This window comes from Nocardioides sp. LML1-1-1.1 (assembly GCF_040676175.1).
Taxonomy (GTDB): Bacteria; Actinomycetota; Actinomycetes; order Propionibacteriales; family Nocardioidaceae; genus Nocardioides.
On record NZ_JBEGHK010000003.1, the window covers coordinates 452,273 to 468,705 of the forward strand.

19 protein-coding genes are annotated in these 16,433 nt (G+C 75.2%); 13 read left to right on the plus strand and 6 right to left on the minus strand.

The genetic code is table 11. The annotated features are described in order from the left end of the window. Position 1 precedes the first annotated feature (1 nt). Genes MRBLML1_RS13290 through MRBLML1_RS13315 form a run of 6 tightly spaced genes read left to right on the plus strand, consistent with a single transcriptional unit; the run spans position 2 to position 6,723 of the window. Complete coding sequence (locus MRBLML1_RS13290; RefSeq protein ID WP_364516575.1) at positions 2-2,050, plus strand: primosomal protein N'; 2,049 nt, start codon at positions 2-4, stop codon at positions 2,048-2,050. Between the two features lie 20 nt (positions 2,051-2,070). Further along, positions 2,071-2,616 (plus strand): peptide deformylase, encoded by a 546-nt coding sequence (def, locus tag MRBLML1_RS13295; protein ID WP_364516577.1) that lies wholly within the window; start codon positions 2,071-2,073, stop codon positions 2,614-2,616. Then, positions 2,613-3,539: a methionyl-tRNA formyltransferase gene (gene fmt / locus MRBLML1_RS13300; protein ID WP_364516579.1), complete on the plus strand. Its 927-nt coding sequence runs from the start codon at positions 2,613-2,615 to the stop codon at positions 3,537-3,539. Before def ends, fmt begins: the two co-directional genes overlap by 4 nt. After that, positions 3,536-4,870, plus strand: a complete 1,335-nt coding sequence (locus MRBLML1_RS13305) for an RsmB/NOP family class I SAM-dependent RNA methyltransferase (protein WP_364516581.1) — start codon at positions 3,536-3,538, stop codon at positions 4,868-4,870. Before fmt ends, MRBLML1_RS13305 begins: the two co-directional genes overlap by 4 nt. Before the next feature lie 28 nt (positions 4,871-4,898). Then, positions 4,899-5,918 (plus strand): LLM class flavin-dependent oxidoreductase, encoded by a 1,020-nt coding sequence (locus MRBLML1_RS13310; protein ID WP_364516583.1) that lies wholly within the window; start codon positions 4,899-4,901, stop codon positions 5,916-5,918. A 22-nt stretch (positions 5,919-5,940) separates the two neighbouring features. Beyond that, on the plus strand, positions 5,941-6,723 hold the full coding sequence (locus tag MRBLML1_RS13315) for an alpha/beta fold hydrolase (protein WP_364516585.1): 783 nt from the start codon (positions 5,941-5,943) through the stop codon (positions 6,721-6,723). On the opposite strand, the gene MRBLML1_RS13320 is transcribed toward MRBLML1_RS13315, so the two are convergent. Both MRBLML1_RS13320 and MRBLML1_RS13325 read right to left on the minus strand, forming a co-directional pair. Next, positions 6,710-7,309, minus strand: a complete 600-nt coding sequence (locus MRBLML1_RS13320) for a hypothetical protein (protein ID WP_364516587.1) — start codon at positions 7,307-7,309, stop codon at positions 6,710-6,712. The two genes, MRBLML1_RS13315 and MRBLML1_RS13320, sit on opposite strands and share 14 nt — an antisense overlap. Beyond that, entirely contained in the window at positions 7,306-7,812 is a 507-nt protein-coding gene (locus MRBLML1_RS13325; protein WP_364516589.1) for a SigE family RNA polymerase sigma factor, read from the minus strand. Before MRBLML1_RS13325 ends, MRBLML1_RS13320 begins: the two co-directional genes overlap by 4 nt. A gap of 75 nt (positions 7,813-7,887) precedes the next feature. On the opposite strand from MRBLML1_RS13325, the gene MRBLML1_RS13330 reads away from it, so the two are divergent. The 4 genes from MRBLML1_RS13330 (at position 7,888) to MRBLML1_RS13345 (ending at position 12,451) form a co-directional block, all read left to right on the plus strand. Further along, a complete protein-coding gene (locus MRBLML1_RS13330; protein WP_364516591.1) occupies positions 7,888-8,433 on the plus strand; it encodes an NUDIX hydrolase in 546 nt (181 codons plus the stop codon). Positions 8,434-8,506: 73 nt separating this feature from the next. Next, positions 8,507-10,279 carry a phosphatidylglycerol lysyltransferase domain-containing protein gene (locus tag MRBLML1_RS13335; protein WP_364516593.1) on the plus strand — a complete coding sequence of 591 codons (1,773 nt, stop codon included), beginning with the start codon at positions 8,507-8,509 and terminating at the stop codon, positions 10,277-10,279. Positions 10,280-10,288: 9 nt separating this feature from the next. Beyond that, a complete protein-coding gene (gene ligD, locus MRBLML1_RS13340; RefSeq protein WP_364516595.1) occupies positions 10,289-11,236 on the plus strand; it encodes a non-homologous end-joining DNA ligase in 948 nt (315 codons plus the stop codon). A gap of 9 nt (positions 11,237-11,245) precedes the next feature. Next, positions 11,246-12,451 carry a kynureninase gene (locus MRBLML1_RS13345; protein ID WP_364516597.1) on the plus strand — a complete coding sequence of 402 codons (1,206 nt, stop codon included), beginning with the start codon at positions 11,246-11,248 and terminating at the stop codon, positions 12,449-12,451. Here the strand turns inward: MRBLML1_RS13345 and MRBLML1_RS13350 are convergent. Continuing rightward, complete coding sequence (locus MRBLML1_RS13350; protein WP_364516599.1) at positions 12,441-12,647, minus strand: hypothetical protein; 207 nt, start codon at positions 12,645-12,647, stop codon at positions 12,441-12,443. The two genes, MRBLML1_RS13345 and MRBLML1_RS13350, sit on opposite strands and share 11 nt — an antisense overlap. A 152-nt stretch (positions 12,648-12,799) precedes the next feature. On the opposite strand from MRBLML1_RS13350, the gene rpe reads away from it, so the two are divergent. Then, complete coding sequence (rpe, locus tag MRBLML1_RS13355) at positions 12,800-13,465, plus strand: ribulose-phosphate 3-epimerase (protein WP_364516601.1); 666 nt, start codon at positions 12,800-12,802, stop codon at positions 13,463-13,465. Between the two features lie 6 nt (positions 13,466-13,471). On the opposite strand, the gene MRBLML1_RS13360 is transcribed toward rpe, so the two are convergent. Next, on the minus strand, positions 13,472-14,299 hold the full coding sequence (locus tag MRBLML1_RS13360) for an ERCC4 domain-containing protein (RefSeq protein ID WP_364516603.1): 828 nt from the start codon (positions 14,297-14,299) through the stop codon (positions 13,472-13,474). A 72-nt stretch (positions 14,300-14,371) separates the two neighbouring features. Here MRBLML1_RS13360 and MRBLML1_RS13365 point away from each other — a divergent pair, with 72 nt between their 5' ends. Further along, on the plus strand, positions 14,372-14,944 hold the full coding sequence (locus tag MRBLML1_RS13365) for a hypothetical protein (protein ID WP_364516605.1): 573 nt from the start codon (positions 14,372-14,374) through the stop codon (positions 14,942-14,944). Here MRBLML1_RS13365 and MRBLML1_RS13370 read toward each other — a convergent pair. Further along, positions 14,941-15,519 (minus strand): hypothetical protein, encoded by a 579-nt coding sequence (locus MRBLML1_RS13370; protein ID WP_364516607.1) that lies wholly within the window; start codon positions 15,517-15,519, stop codon positions 14,941-14,943. The two genes, MRBLML1_RS13365 and MRBLML1_RS13370, sit on opposite strands and share 4 nt — an antisense overlap. A gap of 30 nt (positions 15,520-15,549) precedes the next feature. On the opposite strand from MRBLML1_RS13370, the gene MRBLML1_RS13375 reads away from it, so the two are divergent. After that, positions 15,550-16,002, plus strand: a complete 453-nt coding sequence (locus MRBLML1_RS13375; protein ID WP_364516609.1) for an MOSC domain-containing protein — start codon at positions 15,550-15,552, stop codon at positions 16,000-16,002. Here MRBLML1_RS13375 and MRBLML1_RS13380 read toward each other — a convergent pair. Then, complete coding sequence (locus MRBLML1_RS13380; protein WP_364516611.1) at positions 15,974-16,414, minus strand: OsmC family peroxiredoxin; 441 nt, start codon at positions 16,412-16,414, stop codon at positions 15,974-15,976. The genes MRBLML1_RS13375 and MRBLML1_RS13380 overlap by 29 nt on opposite strands. Positions 16,415-16,433: the final 19 nt, after the last annotated feature.

The window sequence follows — 16,433 nt, forward strand, 5'->3', positions numbered from 1 at the left end:
CATGACCCCGACCCCGGACGAGCCGGCACTGGACCTGCCCGGTCTCGTGCGCGACCGCGCCGCCGAGGGCCGGGTCAAGGCGGCCGCGACGCGGGCGCGCAAGGTGGCCGAGGCGGAGATCGCGACCACCGACCCGGTGGCCCGGGTGGTGCTCGACCTGCCGCTGGCCCACCTGGACCGCACGTTCGACTACGCCGTGCCGGTGGCGATGGGCGACGACGCGGTGCCCGGGGCGCGGGTCAAGGTTCGCTTCGGCGGCCAAGACGTCGACGGCTTCGTGGTCGCGCGGGCCCCGGCCTCCGAGCACGAGGGCCGCCTGGCGCCGCTGCGCCGGGTGGTGAGCGCGGAGCCGGTGCTGAGCCCGGCGGTCGCGACGCTGTGCGAGCGGGTGGCCGAGCGCTACGCCGGCGTCAGCGCCGACGTACGTCGCCTGGCGGTGCCCCCACGTCACGCGACCGTCGAGAGGGCCGCGTCACCGCCGGAGCCACCGCTGCCGGAGGTGGAGGGTGCAGAGGGGGCGTGGGCGGCCTACCCGGCGGCCGAGGCGTTCCTCGCCCACCTGCGCTCGGGGCACGCGCCGCGCGCCGTGTGGGGCGCCGGACCGGGGGAGGACTGGCCGCTGCTGCTCGCCCACCTCGCCGCGGCCGCACTGGCGGCCGGCCGGGGGAGCCTGCTGTGCCTGCCCGACCACCGCGACGTCACCCGGGTCGACGCGGCGCTCACCGCGCTGCTCGGCCCGGACCACCACGTCACGCTGCAGGCCGAGCCGGGCCCGGCCCAGCGCTACCGGGACTTCCTCGCGGTGAGCCGGGGCGCCCGGCGGATCGTGGTCGGCACCCGTTCGGCGGCGTTCGCGCCGGTCCGCGACCTGGGCCTGGTGGTGGTGTGGGACGACGGTGACGACCTGCACGCGGAGCCGCGGGCGCCCTACCCGCACACGCGGGAGGTGCTCCTGCTGCGCTCGGAGCACGAGGGCGCCGCGGCGCTGGTCGGGGGCTTCGCGCGCACCGTGGAGGCCGACCAGCTGCTCCGCTCGGGCTGGGCCCACGAGCTGGGGTTGCCGCGCACGGCCGTCCGTGAGCGGGCCCTGGTCGGGATCACCGGGGCGAGCGACCACGCGCTGGCGCGTGACCCGTTCGCCTCGACGGCGCGGATCCCGCGCGAGGCCTACGAAGCCGTGCGCTGGGGGCTGGAGCGCGGGCCGGTGCTGGTGCAGACCCCCCGGGCGGGCTACGCCGTCAAGCTGGCCTGCGAGCGTTGCCGCAGGCCCGCGCGCTGCGCCACCTGCGCAGGCCCGCTGGAGCTCACCGGCCCCACCTCACCGCCTCGCTGCCGCTGGTGCGCGAGCGAGGCGCCGGACTGGTCCTGCGCGGAGTGCGGGGCGTCCGGGCTGCGGGCGCCGGTGCTGGGCGACGCGCGCACGGCCGACGAGCTGGGCCGCTCGTTCCCGTCGATCTCGGTGCTCACCTCCTCGGGTGAGCGGATCCGGTCGGGCGTCGGCGGCGAGGCCCGGATCGTGGTGGCGACCCCGGGGGCGGAGCCGGTGGCCGAGGGGGGCTACGCCGTCGTGGTGCTCCTCGACACGTGGTGGGCGCTCGGGCGCGACAGCATGCGCGCGGGCGAGGAGGCGCTGCGCCGCTGGTGCAACGCGATCGGGCTGCTGCGACCAGGCGGCCGGGCGCTGGCGGTCGGCGACCCGGCCCTGCCGGTGCTCCAGGCGCTGGTGCGCTGGGACCCGGGCGGCTTCGCGGCGCGCGAGGCCGAGGAGCGGCGCACGGCCCGGCTGCCCCCGGCCGCGCGGGTGGCGACGCTGACGGGGACGCCGGGGGCGCTCGACGACCTGCGGGCGCTGCTGGACCTCCCGGAGGCGGCCGACCTGCTCGGACCGGTGCCGGTGGCCGGCAGCGACGACGGCGAGGAGCGGCTGGTCGTCCGGGTGCCGCGCGCTCAGGGAGCCGCGCTGGCGCGGGCCCTGGGCGAGGCCCAGCGGCTGCGCTCGGCGCGCAAGCTGGAGGGTGTGCGGGTGCAGGTGGATCCGCCGGAGATCTGAGCGCTCACTAGGATGAGCCGGTGGCCATCCGACCCATCCGCCTGTTCGGCGACCCGATCCTGCGCAAGCCCGCGATCGAGGTCGTCGAGTTCGACGCCGAGCTGCGCCAGCTCGTCACCGACCTCACCGACACGATGCTCGACGCTCCGGGTGCCGGTCTCGCCGCGCCCCAGATCGGGGTTGGCCTGCGGGTCTTCACCTGGAACGTCGACGGCGTGGTCGGACACCTGGTCAACCCCGAGCTGCGGCTCTCCGCGGACACCCAGGACGGTCCCGAGGGCTGCCTGTCCCTGCCGGAGCTGACCTACGACTGCCTGCGGGCGCTGTCGGTCGTCGCGGCCGGGTTCGACATGCACGGCGAGCCGGTCACCATCGAGGGCTCCGACCTGCTGGCGCGCGCGATCCAGCACGAGACCGACCACCTCGACGGCATCTTGTTCATCGACCGGCTCGACGACGCCGGGCGCAAGGCGGCGATGCGGGAGATCCGCGAGGCGGAGTGGTTCGGGCTGGAGAAGCCGACCGTCCGGGTCTCGCCGCACGCGACGGGCGGGTTCGGCCGATGAGGGTGGTCTTCGCGGGCACGCCCGAGGTCGCCGTACCGGCGCTGGATGCGATCGCCGCCTCCCCGCACGAGCTGGTCGGCGTGGTGACCCGCCCCGACGCTCCGGCCGGCCGGGGGCGCAAGCTCACGCCGAGCCCCGTGGCACAGCGGGCCGAGGAGCTCGGCGTGCCGGTGCTCAAGCCGGCCCATCCGCGCGAGCCGGAGTTCCAGGAGGCGCTGCGTGCGCTGGAGCCGGACTGCTGCCCGGTGGTGGCGTACGGCGCGCTGATCCCGCGCAGCGCGCTCGACATCCCGCGGCACGGCTGGATCAACCTGCACTTCTCCGTGCTGCCCGCCTGGCGCGGGGCGGCGCCGGTGCAGCACTCGATCTGGGCCGGTGACGAGCTCACCGGCGCGACGACCTTCCGGATCGTGGAGGCGCTCGACGCCGGCCCGATGTTCGGCGTGATGACCGAGCGGATCCGGCCCACCGACACCGCCGGCGACCTGCTCACCCGGCTGGCCGAGGGCGGGTCGAGCCTGCTCGTCGCCACCCTCGACGGGATCGCCGAGGGTGCCCTGGAGGCGCGCGAGCAGCCGGAGGAGGGCGTCAGCCTGGCACCGAAGATCTCCGTCGACGACGCTCGCGTCGACTGGCGCGAGCCGGCCGTCGGCGTCGACCGGCGGATCCGCGCCTGCACTCCCGGCCCCGGCGCCTGGACCACCCTCGACGGCGAGCGGGTCAAGCTCGGCCGCGTCGAGGTCGTCGCCGACGGCCCGGACCTCGCCCCGGGTGTGCTCCAGGTCGGTAAGAACGAGGTGCTCGTCGGCACCGCGAGCGACCCGGTCCGGCTGACCGACCTGAAGGCGTTCGGCAAGAAGCAGATGGCGGCGGCCGACTGGGCGCGCGGCGTACGCCTGCCCGAGAGCGCGAGCTTCGAGTGAGCCGGCCGCGGCGAGCGGTCGACCCGGCCCGGCTGGCCGCGTTCGAGGTGCTGAAGGCGGTCCGGGTCGACGACGGGTACACCAACCTGCTGCTGCCCGCCGCCCTCGCCCGGCACGGCCTGACCGGACGGGACGCGGCGTTCGCGACCGAGCTGGCCTCCGGCACGATCCGCCGGCAGGGGACCTACGACGCCGTGCTCGCCGCGTGCATCGACCGGCCGCTGCGCAAGGTCGAGGCGAAGGTGCTCGACGCGCTGCGGCTCGGCGCCCACCAGCTGCTGGCGATGCGGGTGCCGACCCATGCCGCGATCGACACCACGGTCACGCTGGTGCGCCAGCAGGTCAACCAGGGCGCCGCGGGCTTCAGCAACGCGGTGCTGCGCAAGGTGGCCGGCCACGACCTCGACGGCTGGCTCGCCCGCGTCGCGCCCGGCGACCTCGCCGTCGCGCACAGCCACCCCGCCTGGGTGGTGGCCGCGCTGCGCCGCGCGCTGCGCGAGCGCGCCGAGGAGCTGCCGGCGCTGCTCGCGGCCGACAACGACCCGCCCCGGGTGACCTTGGTGGCCCGGCCCGGGCGGGCCGACCGCGCCGATCTGCCCGGTACGCCGACGCCGTACTCGCCCTTCGGCAGCACCCTCGACGGCGGTGACCCCGCCTCCGTCCCCGCCGTCGCGGAGGGTCGTGCGGGCGTGCAGGACGAGGGCTCCCAGATCGTCGCGCTCGCCCTCGCCTCCGCCCCCGTCACCGGCCGCGACGAGCGGTGGGTCGACCTGTGCGCCGGCCCCGGCGGCAAGGCGGCCCTGCTCGCGGCGCTGGCCGCCGAGCGCGGTGCCTCCCTGACCGGGGTCGAGCTGCACCACCACCGGGCCCGGTTGGTCGCGCGGGCCGCGGGGGGTGCCGGGCTCGCGGGCGTCGTCCAGTCCGACGGCACCCGGGCGCCCTTCGCGGACGCCTCCGCCGACCGGGTCCTGCTCGACGCGCCGTGCACCGGGCTGGGGGCGCTGCGGCGGCGGCCGGAGGCGCGCTGGCGGCGCACGGCTGCCGATCTGACGGCCCTGGTGACCCTCCAGCGGGCGCTGCTGGACGAGGCGGTCCGGGTGCTGCGGCCCGGGGGAGCGCTGCTGTACGCGACCTGCTCACCGGTGCTGGAGGAGACCGCGGAGGTCGTCACGGCGGCACTCGGCGACCACCCGGGGCTGCGCCTCGACGACGCGGCGGCGGCGCTGCCCGTCGTACCGGACGCCGAGGGGCCGCTGCCCGGCACGGTGCAGCTGTGGCCGCACCGCCACGCCACGGACGCCATGTTCCTCGCGCTGCTGCGCACGGAATGATCCGAGAAGGTTGACCGTTCAACCAATCATGAAGAAGATCGGGTTCCTCTCGTTCGGGCACTGGACGCCGAGTCCGCAGTCGTCGACCCGCTCGGCGGCCGACACCCTGCTGCAGTCCATCGACCTCGCCGTCGCGGCGGAGGAGCTGGGCGCCGACGGGGCGTACTTCCGGGTCCACCACTTCGCGCGGCAGCTCGCCAGCCCGTTCCCGCTGCTCGCGGCCGTCGGCGCGCGCACCAGCCGGATCGAGATCGGCACCGGCGTGATCGACATGCGCTACGAGAACCCGATGTACTTCGCCGAGGACGCCGGCTCCGCCGACCTGATCTCCGGTCACCGGCTCCAGCTCGGCATCTCGCGCGGGTCACCGGAGCAGGTCATCGACGGCTGGCGCTACTTCGGCTACGCCCCGGCCGAGGGCGAGACCGAGGCCGACATGGCCCGCCGCCACACGGAGGTGCTCCTGGAGGTCCTCAAGGGCGAGGGCTTCGCCCAGCCGAACCCGCGACCGATGTTCGCCAACCCGCCGGGCCTGCTCCGCCTGGAGCCGCACTCCGAGGGCCTGCGCGACCGGATCTGGTGGGGCGCGGCGTCCAACGGCACCGCCCGCTGGGCCGCCGGGCTCGGCATGAACCTGATGAGCTCCACGCTGAAGGAGGACGAGGGCGGCCAGCCCTTCCACGTCCAGCAGGCCGAGCAGATCCGCGCGTTCCGCGAGGCGTGGGCCGAGGCCGGCCACGACCACGAGCCGCGGGTCTCGGTCAGCCGCTCGATCTTCCCGATCGTCTCGGCGGCCGACCGTGCGTACTTCGGCACCGGCGGCGACGAGTCCGACCAGGTCGGCCAGATCGACAACATGCGTGCGATCTTCGGGCGCACGTACGCCGACGAGCCGGACCGCCTCGTCGAGCAGCTCCGTGCCGACGAGGCCATCGCCGAGGCGGACACCCTGCTGCTGACGGTCCCCAACCAGCTCGGCGTCGACTACAACGCCCACGTGCTGGAGTCGATCCTCAGCCACGTCGCGCCGGAGCTCGGCTGGCGCTGACGCCGCGGCTACGCTCGGCCCGGTGATCGCGCAGACCTCCGGGGAGGGCCTCCCGCTCGTCGTCGTCCACGGGTTCGCCGTGGACCACCGGATCATGCTCCCGCTGGAGGACATGGTCGGCGAGCGGCCCTGGCAGCGGGTCTACGTCGACCTGCCGTGGGCCGAGGGCGCCGAGGACACCGGTGTCGCGACCCCGGGTGAGCTGGCGGACGCCGTCGTCGAGGAGGTCCGCGCACTCGCCGGCGACGGGCCTTTCGCAGTGCTCGGCAACTCCTTCGGCGCGATGGTCGCCCGTCACGCGGCGCACGCCCTCCGCACTCAGTGTGCGGGGCTCGCCACCCTCGCCGGCGTCTTCGAGATGGACCACGCCCGGCGTCGCCTGCCGGGGCGTCAGGTCCTCCGCTCCGACGACGGCGTGCTCGACGAGGCCGCCGACGTCCGCGACGACTTCGCCGAGATGGCGGTGCTGCAGACCCCGGCGGCCTTCCGCGCCTTCCGCCGCCACGTCGTGCCGGGCATGCGCGGCGCCGACCAGACGGTCCTCGCGCGCCTCGGGGAGCGCTACGCCGAGGCGCCCGTCCCCGAGGCCGACGCCCCACCCTTCGACGCGCCGTCGCTGCACGTCCTCGGCCGTCAGGACCACGTCGTCGGCTTCGAGGACGGCGTCGCGCTGCGCGAGCACTACCCGCGTGGCACCTTCGCGATCCTCGACGGCACCGGGCACAACCTCCACCTGGAGCGACCGGCGGTCGTGGGTGCGCTGGTCGGGGACTGGCTGGACCGGGTCGAGCTCAGCCTCCGGTGACGCGCGTCCAGTGCGGGTCGAAGGCGAGGCCGGCCACGAGCCGGTCGAGCTCGGCCGGCCGCAACGGCGCGGTGCCGCCCTGGATCGTCACGAAGTAGTTGCCGTGGAGCGGGCTCGTCCACTCGGCGGAGCCCTCCTTGTCCGCCGATCCCCGCCAGGCGTCGTAGTCGGACGCGGGCCGGACCACGATCGAGATCCCGAGGGCGCCCTTCTGGCAGGACATCTTCTCGTCGACGGGGAAGGACTCGCAGTCCCAGCCCGGCGCGGTGACCCGGACGGGGAGGGCCGTCCCGACCGTCGGCACGTCGGGCACGTCCGTCGTCACTGTGGCGGCGGGCGTCGCCGGCGCCGTCGTGCTGGCGGCGACGTCGGGGTCGTGGGCCGTCGTACCGCCGCCGGTCTGGCTGGCGGCGACGCCGATGACGGTCACGGCGGCGGCCCCGCCGGCGGCCGTGGCGATCCGGCGCCGGCGGCGCATCCGCAGGCCGGTGCGCAACGAGGCGGCGGCGAGGTGCTCGAGGTCGGGGACCTCGGTGCGCAGGCGCTCACGCAGCGCCGGGCCCAGGGTGGTGTCGATGTCGGTCACGGGAGAGTCCTCTCGGGGATGTCGATGAGTGGTCGGAGGCGTTGCAGGGCGCGCCGGGCGCGGGTCCGCACGACGGTCTCGGTGAGCCCGAGGTCGGTCGCGGTGTCGGCGACGCTGCGGTCCTCCCAGTAGCGGAGCACCACGACCGCCCGGTCCAACGGCGGCAGCGTGCCGAGCGCGGCGAGCAGGTCGAGCCGGGTGCCGGGGTCGGGCTCGTGACCCGCGTCCGGCGGGGTCAGCTCGGCGGGCCGCTCCGTGTTGCGGCGCAGCCGGCGGTGCGACAGGAAGGTGTTGAGCAGCGTGGTCCGGGCGTAGGCGAGCGGGCTGTCGGCGGCGCTGACCCGCCGCCAGTGCAGGAAGACCTTCGCGTACGTCGCCTGGGTCAGGTCCTCGGCGAGGTGGTGGTCGCCGGTGAGCAGCACCGCCGCATGGTGCAGCTGGGTGCCGGTCGCGTGGACGAACGCCGTGAACTCGGCGGCCTGCCTGTCTGCCTTCACACCCATCTGACGCCTCGGCGTCGCGATCGCGTGACAGCGTCCATGCGGCCACGCTACGGCGGCCCGGCCTAGGTTGGGCCCATGAGCACCTGGCAGCGCCGGTCGACCCGCACCGCCTACGAGAACCCGTGGATCCGGGTCCGCGAGGACGAGGTGGTGCGTCCCGACGGCACCGAGGGCATCTACGGCGTGGTGGAGGTCCGTCACCCGGCCGTGTTCGTCGTGGCGCTCACCGAGGACGAGGAGGTCGTGCTCGTGGAGGTGGACCGGTACACGACCGGCGACCCACGCTCGCTGGAGGTGCCGGCCGGCAGCACCGACGGCGAGGACCCGTTGGACGCCGCCCGCCGCGAGCTGCGCGAGGAGACCGGCCTGGTCGCCGAGGACTGGCAGGAGATCGGGCGCACCCGGGGGCTCGTCGGGGTCGCGGACGCCCCGCAGGTCGTCTACCTCGCCCGTGGACTGTCGTACGCCGGGGGAGAGGACCACCTCGCCGACGGCATCGTCGGGATGCACCGCCTGCCGTTCGCCGAGGTCCTCTCCCGGGCGGGCCGCGGGGAGATCACCGACGAGGCCAGCCTCGCCTGCCTGCTCCTGGCGCTGCTGGCCCGGGGCGGCGCCGGCTGAGCGGCCGACTGTGGCGCGTGTCTCGCGCCCAGCAGGCGCCGCGACACGCCCGGGCGGCGTACCGTTCGAACACGTGAGATCTTGGCTCGCGGCACTCCGCTCCCCGTTGTGGGTCAGTCGCGTCGTCCTGCTGGTGGGTGCCGTCGGCCTGCTCAGCGCCTACCTGCCCGGCATCGGCGCGCGGGTGCGCCTGGTGCACGAGGTGGTGCCGGCGTCCTTCCCCGCGGCCGCGACCACGGGCGGCGCGGCGATCGGCGTGATGCTCGTGGTGCTCTCCCGGGGCCTGCGCCGCGGCAAGGCCCGCGCCTGGACGGTCACGCTGCTGCTGACCTGCGCCGCCGGACTCATCCACCTGCTGCGGGGGCTGCAGGTGGAGCAGGCCGCGCTGTGCGGGTTGTTCGTCGTCCAGCTCGTCGCCGCGCGCAAGAGCTTCACCGCCCGCCCCGACCCGCTGTCGCTGCGCCGGGTGGTCACCGTGCTGACCTTCGGCCCGGTCCTCGCGACCGGTCTCGGCTGGCTGTGGCTGAGCCTGAGCCAGGAGGGCCAGGCGCCCGGTACGACGTCCGGGGACCGGCTCGCGCACGCCGTCCTCGGCCTGGTCGGGGTCTCCGGCCCGGTCCGGTTCACCCACCACGGCCACAGCGAGACCGTCGCCGCGGTCGGGCTGGCCGTGCTCGGCATCGCCGTGCTGCTGCTCGCCTTCGTCGCGGCCCTCGCTCCGCCGGACGGCCCGCACCCGATGACGCCCGCGGAGCACACGGCCCTGCGCGGGCTGCTCGACCGGTGGGGCTGGGTCGACTCGCTCGGCTACTTCGCGACCCGCGACGACCGGGCGGTGGTGTTCAGCCGGACCGGCCGCTCCGCTGTGTCCTACCGGGTCATCGGCGGCGTCTCCTTCTCCGCCGGCGACCCGCTCGGTCATCCCGACGACTGGCCGCAGGCCGTCGCCGCCTGGCTGGAGGAGACCCGTTCCTACGGCTGGGCACCGGCCAACCTCGGCTGCAGCGAGCGCGGCGCGGAGGTCTTCCACGGTGCCGGGCTCGACGTGCTGGAGGTCGGGGACGAGGCGGTGCTGCACGTCGCGGAGTTCACCCTCGAGGGCCGGGCCATGCGCGGCGTACGGCAGGCGGTCTCGCGCGCCGAGCGTTCCGGGCTGTCGGCGACGGTGCACCGGGTCGCCGACCTGCCACGGGACCTGCGCGAGGAGCTGCGCACCGACGCGATCGCGTGGCGGGACGGCGCCATCGAGCGTGGCTTCGCGATGGCCCTGGGCCGCTTCGGCCAGGAGCGCGACGACGCCGGCGCCGTGGTGATCGCCCGCCACGACGACGGCCGGGTCGCGGGCTTCCTGTCCTTCGTGCCCTGGGGTGACGACGGGATCTCGCTCGACCTGATGCGTCGCAGCCCCGAGGCCGTCAACGGCATCGTGGAGCTGATGGTGACCACCCTGCTCGCCGACGCCGAGCAGATCGGGGTCACCAAGGTGTCGCTCAACTTCGCCGCCTTCCGTGGCGTCTTCGCCCGCGGCGAGCGGATCGGCGCCGGCCCGGTGCTGAAGATGTGGCGCGCGATCCTGCTGTGGGCCTCGCGCTTCGCGCAGATCGAGGCGCTCTACCGCTCCAACGTGAAGTACCGCCCCGAGTGGGTCCCGCGCTACCTCGTCTACGGCGACGTCGCCGACCTGCCGCGCGTCGCCAGCGCCGTGCTGCGCGCCGAGGCCCTGGTCGTCGCGCCCGCCTGGTACCGCCGGATCAGCCGCAAGCCCTCGCGTGCCGGCGCTGTGGAGGAGATCCCCGCGGTCGGAGCAGACCCCGAGGTCCCGGCCGCGTCGCTGGATCCCCGCTAGCCTCGCCCCATGGCGTCGCCTGCGGTGGAGATCGAGGTCGAGAACCGCGTGGTCCGGGTGAGCAACCCCGACCGCGTCTACTTCCCCGAGATCGGGGCGACCAAGCTCGACCTCGTCGAGTACTACCTCGCCGTGGGCGAGGGCATCGTCAACGCGCTGTGGGAGCGCCCGTGCATGCTGCACCGCTTCCCCAAGGGTCTCGACGGCGACAAGGTCCACCAGAAACGGCTGCCCTCGGGTGCGCCGAACTGGGTGGAGACGGTGCAGCTGTTCTTCCCGCGCTGGAAGCGCACCGCCGACGAGCTCTGCGTCACCGAGCTCGCCTCGGTGATCTGGGCGGTGCAGATGTCGACGGTCGAGTTCCACCCGTGGAACAGCCGTCGCGGCGCCACCGAGATGCCCGACGAGTGGCGGATCGACCTCGACCCCGGCCCCGCCTCGACGTACGACGACATCCGCAAGGTCGCCCACGTCGCGCACGAGGTCCTCGACGAGCTCGGCGCGGTGGGCTACCCGAAGACGAGCGGCAGCAAGGGCCTGCACGTCTACGTGCGGGTGAAGCCCGAGCACGACCACAAGGGCGTACGACGCGCGGCGCTCGCCTTCGCCCGCGAGGTCGAGCGGCGGGCTCCCGAGCTGGTCACCACGACGTGGTGGAAGAAGGACCGCGACCCGGCGGCGGTCTTCGTCGACTACAACCAGAACGCCCGCGACCACACGATCGCGGCGGCGTACTCGGTCCGTGGGCTCCCGGACGCCCGGGTCTCCACCCCGGTCCGCTGGGACGAGATCGACGACGCCGACCCCCGCGACTTCACGATCCGCACCGTGCCGGCGCGCTTCGCCGAGATCGGCGACCTGCACCACGACATCGACGACCACGTCTTCGACCTGGGGCCGCTGCTGGAGTGGGCGGACCGCGACGACCTGCCCACCGACGAGGGGGACGAGGAGTAGGTTCTGCGGGTGACTCTCGACGCCGCCGCGCTGGACGCGCAGGACCCGCTCGCCGCCCACCGGGACCGCTTCGCCGGCGCCGAGACCCCGCTGGTCTACCTCGACGGCAACTCGCTCGGGCGGCCGCTGCGCGCGACCGCGGACCGGGTCCGGGAGTTCGTCACCGACGAGTGGGGCGGCCGGCTGATCCGGGGCTGGGACGAGCGCTGGTTCGAGCTGCCGCTGGTGCTCGGCGACCGGCTCGCGGCCGTCGGGCTCGGCGCGGCGCCCGGCCAGACCGCGATCGGCGACTCCACGACGGTGCTGCTCTACAAGCTCGTCCGCGGCGCGGTGGCCGCGCGGCCGGGCCGGACCGAGATCGTGATCGACCGCGACAACTTCCCCACCGACCGGTACGTCGTGGAGGGCGTCGCCCGCGAGTGCGGGCTGACCGTGCGCTGGCTCGACGTCGACCCGGCCGGCGGCGTCACGCCCGAGGGGCTCGCCGAGGTGGTGGGGGAGCGGACCGCGCTGGTCGTGGTCAGCCACGTCGCCTACAAGTCCGGCTGGCTCGCGGACGCCCCGGCGCTGACGAAGGTCGCCCACGACGCCGGAGCGTGGATCCTGCTCGACCTGTGCCACTCGACCGGCGCCGTGCCGGTCGAGCTGGACGCCTGGCAGGTCGACGTCGCGGTCGGCTGCACCTACAAGTACCTCAACGGCGGGCCGGGCGCGCCGGCGTTCGGCTACGTCGCGCGGCGCCACCTGGACTCCGGCGACTTCCAGCAGCCGGTGCAGGGCTGGATGGGCGCGGCCGACCCGTTCGCGATGGGCCAGGGCTACGAGCCCGCGGCCGGGATCCGGCGGTTGATCAGCGGCACCCCGCCGGTGGTCGGGATGCTCGGCCTGGAGGACATGGTGGGGCTGCTGGAGGAGGTCGGCATCGCGGCGGTGCGCGCGAAGTCGATCGACCTGACGTCGTACGCCGTGGCGCTGGTCGAGCGCGACCTCCCGGAGGTCGACCTGGTCTCTCCGCGGGACGCCGCCCGGCGCGGCGGCCACGTCACCCTCTCCCATGCACGCATGCGTGAGGTGACCGCCGCGCTGTGGCAGCGCGACGTGATCCCGGACTTCCGCAATCCCGACGGCCTGCGGATCGGGCTCTCGCCGCTGTCCACCTCGTTCGCCGAGGTGGCGCGCGGGGTGGAGGCGATCGCGGAGGCGCTCAGGCGCTGAGCGGCGGCTGCAGCGCGGCCCGCAGCTCGCGGGCATGCGCGTGCAGGATCACGGCGGCGAAGCCGTTGCCGCAGGCGTCCTCGTGGTCGGCCTCGCGGTCCCAGGCGTCGGCGAGCCGGGCGGCCACCGCCGTCGGATCGGGCTCCGCGAGCCTGGCCGCGGCGCGCTTGCGGGCTTCGCTGTTCATCATCGACATCGGGAGACCTCCCCTCGCCGGAACCGCCGTGGTTCCTGCTTCGATGATCGGCGCGCGCCGGCCGTTCCGGAGCCGAATGGCCGAATCGATGTGCCGCCGAGACCAGATCCGGCATCGGGTCCGGCCGGACGCGACCCCTAGACTGCTCGCCCGTGGGCCACCTGCAGATCACGCCGTCGATCCTCAACTCCGACTTCGCCCGTCTCGGCGAGGAGGTGGCCCGGATCCCCGGCGCCGACTGGGTGCACGTCGACGTGATGGACAACCACTTCGTCCCGAACCTCACCTTCGGCCCGGCCATGGTCGAGGCGCTCGCCCGCGTCAGCCCGGTGCCGCTCGACGCGCACCTGATGATCGAGGACGCCGACCGCAACGCCCCGGCGTACGTCGAGGCGGGCTGCGGCTCGGTGACCTTCCACGTCGAGGCCGCGAAGGCTCCGGTCCGGCTGGCCCGCGAGATCCGTGCGGCAGGCGCCCGGGCGTCGATGGCACTCAAGCCGGCCACCCCGATCGAGCCCTACGAGGACCTGCTCCCCGAGCTGGACATGCTGCTGATCATGACCGTGGAGCCCGGCTTCGGCGGGCAGAAGTTCCTCGACCTGTGCCTTCCGAAGATCCGGCGGGCCCGCGCGCTGATGGACAAGCACGGCGTCGAGACCTGGCTGCAGGTCGACGGCGGCGTCTCGTTGGAGACCATCGAGCGCTGCGCCGAGGCCGGTGCGGACGTGTTCGTGGCCGGCTCGGCGGTCTACTCCGCCGAGGACCCGGACGCGATGGTCGCCGCGCTGCGCGACAGGGCCGCCGCGGCCCGCTCCTAGCGGTCCTCAGTCGCGGGCCACGACCTCGCCGGTCAGCCCGTCGACCAGCTGGCTGCCGTCGGGGGCCGAGCGCAGCGTGCGCAGCGCGATGGCCCGGCGGTCGAAGGAGCGGGTCTCGCCACCCGCCTCGACGACCACCCAACGGCGGTCCGGGCGCTCGCCGCGGGCGGGACGTCCCGGCTCCGGCTCCCGCTCGCTGGAGGGGACGTACGACGCGTGCAGCGCCTCCGCGAGCCGGTGTGCCCGGACCCGGCCGATGCCGGGGTGCCGGCGCAGGCCCTCCGGTGCGGCGGCGGCGACCGCCGCGAGCGAGCCGAAGGACCCGAGCAGGCTGCGGGCCATCGTCGTGCTGATGCCGGGGACGACGGCCAGCATCGCCTCCGCCTGCGCGGACGGGTGCCGCGGTGCCCGGCGGGGTCCCTCGGTGCGGGTCGTCGGCCCCGCCCGGCGGGCACGCTTGGCCAGCCGCACGACCCAGGCCGCGCTGTCCTCGGCATCCAGGCTGTGCAGCACGGTGAAGCCGTCCTCGACGAGGCGGCACACCGCGCCGCGCCAGGCGTCCTCGGCGATGCCCTGCGGCTCACCCTCGATCAGGAGCACGGCCTGCACGAAGGCCGACTGCAACCGGGTCGCCTGGTCGAAGATCCGGCCGTCCCGGATGGAGGCGCCCAGGTCGGACGGGCCCTTGCGCTCGACGGCCAGGCCGGGCCCGAGCACGTAGTCACCGACCGGGAGGTCGACCAGCCGGACCTCCAGGCCCGCGGCACTCAGCGCGGCCGGGATCGTGCTGCCACGCTCGCGGTGGTCCACGAGCACCGGACCCACGTCGACCACACCGGGACGTTACCCGTCGGCGGCCCGTCCAGAACGTCGGCGGGGGCTCCCGCCGCCTGCCACACTTCCTCCATGTCCCTCGACCTGACCTCCGCACCCGCCGCCACCGGACGGCGCCCGCGGTGGGGCACCCGGACGGTCGTGCTCCTCGGCGTCGGGTCGCTGACGGCCGGGCTGCTGCTCACGCTCTTCCTGTGGGTCGACGGCACCTCCTACCGGCACTGGCCGGCGGACGCCGAGGTCGTGGCGGGCGCGCCCGCCCACGAGGTTGCGGTCGAGCCGGGGGAGCGCTTCCTGCTGTGGCGTGGTGCGAACGAGGACAGCCCGGCGTGCGCCGCGGTCGCACTCCCGTCCGGCGAGCGGGTGCCGTTGACGCCGATGTCCGCGGGCACGCGCGGCGGCGGCGCGGTGCCGTGGGTCGCCTTCGCGGAGGGACGCACCGACAGCGCCCGGATCGGCGTCTCCTGCACGGCGCCGCCCCGCGGGGCGCACGACGGACCGGAGCGGTCCACCTACTTCGCCGACCAGGCCGACGGCCCGTTGCTCCTCGACGGGCTCGGGCCGTGGTGGCCGGCCGCTGCCGCACTGCTGGCGGTCGGGATCGTGCTCCCGGCGGTGGGGACCGGGCTGGCCCGGCGACGCTAGAACGTCGGCGGCGCCCCCACCTCCACCGGTACGTCGGCGCGGTGCTCGCCGAGCCAGCCGAGCACCTCCTCCAGCGGCTCCAGCCCGTCGAGGCCGACCACGACGGTCAGCGCGGCCGCGGCGGGCGTGATGCCGAAGGCGTGGGCGAGCCCGTCGTCGGGCCTCAGGTGGGCGTCGGTGGTGATGTCGCCGTCGTCGCGGGCGACGAACCGCAGCACGGGCAGGTGCTGGGCCTCCTCGACGTACGGCGGCACGATCTGCCACCAGCGCACCTCGACCAGGGCGACGTCGGGCCAGGTCAGCGCGGCGCCGCGCGCGGTGACGCCGACGCCGTCGAGGTGGACGTCGGTCGGCCGGCGCAGCCGGGGGCCGGGCCGGCCGACCTGCCAGCCGCCCCAGCCGGCGATGACGAGGCCGGTGAGGGCCAGCATCATGGCGTCCAGGCGGTCGAAGAATTCCAGGCCCTGGGTGCCGACCGCGGCGAGCGGGGCGACGAGCAGCACCAGGCCGACCACGACGGCGACCGGCGCGCTGCGCGGCCGCTCGCGGGTGGGCGGAGGCAGCCGCACGTCCATGGCTGCACCCTAGGTGGCTAGCCTCGAGGGGTGAGGGACCCGGTGGTGGAGGCGATCCACGTCGCCAAGGGGCGCCGCCTGCCGATGCAGCCGAAGCAGTCGGTGGAGGTCGAGGCCGGCAAGGGGATCGTGGGCGATCGCTACCACGGGACCCGGCACCGGCACGTGACCGTGCAGAGTCGCACCAGCCTCGACGAGGCGGCCGAGGTCTACGGCCGTCCGGTCCCCGCGGAGCTGACCCGCCGCAACCTCACGCTCAGTGACGGCGTCGTGCCCCGCGACCCCGGGGCGCTGCTCCGGGTCGGCGACGTGCTGCTGGAGGTGGTGCGGGTCGCCGCGCCGTGCAAGCTGCTCGACGACACGATCGGCGCCGGAGCGCAGGAGGCGCTCCGGCGCCGGGCCGGGACCGTGTTCCGGGTCCTGGAGGGCGGGACGATCAGGGTCGGTGACCCGGTCAGCTCTCCAGCGCCGCGTCCAGCGTGATCGTCACACCGGACAGGGCCTTGCTGACGGGGCAGCCGACCTTGGCCGCGCCGGCGGCGGCCTGGAAGGCCTCCTCGTCGAGGCCCTCGACCTCGCCGCGCACGACGAGCGTGATGCCGGTGAGCTGGAAGCCGCCGGCCGGGTCCGGGCCGAGGGTGACGTCCGCGGAGACGTCGAGCGCGATCGGCGTGCCGCCGGCCGAGGCGATCTCGTTCGACAGCGACATCGCGTAGCAGGCGGAGTGCGCGGCGCCGATGAGCTCCTCGGGGCTGGTGGCGCCCTGGGCGTCGTCCGCGGCTCGCTTGGGGAAGGAGACGTCGAAGGTGCCGGCGCCCGACGAGGTCAGCTCGACCTGGCCGGTGCCGTCCTGCAGGCCGCCGTTCCAGGCGGTGCGTCCGGTGCGAGTGGGCATGAGGGGTTCCTCTCGGTCG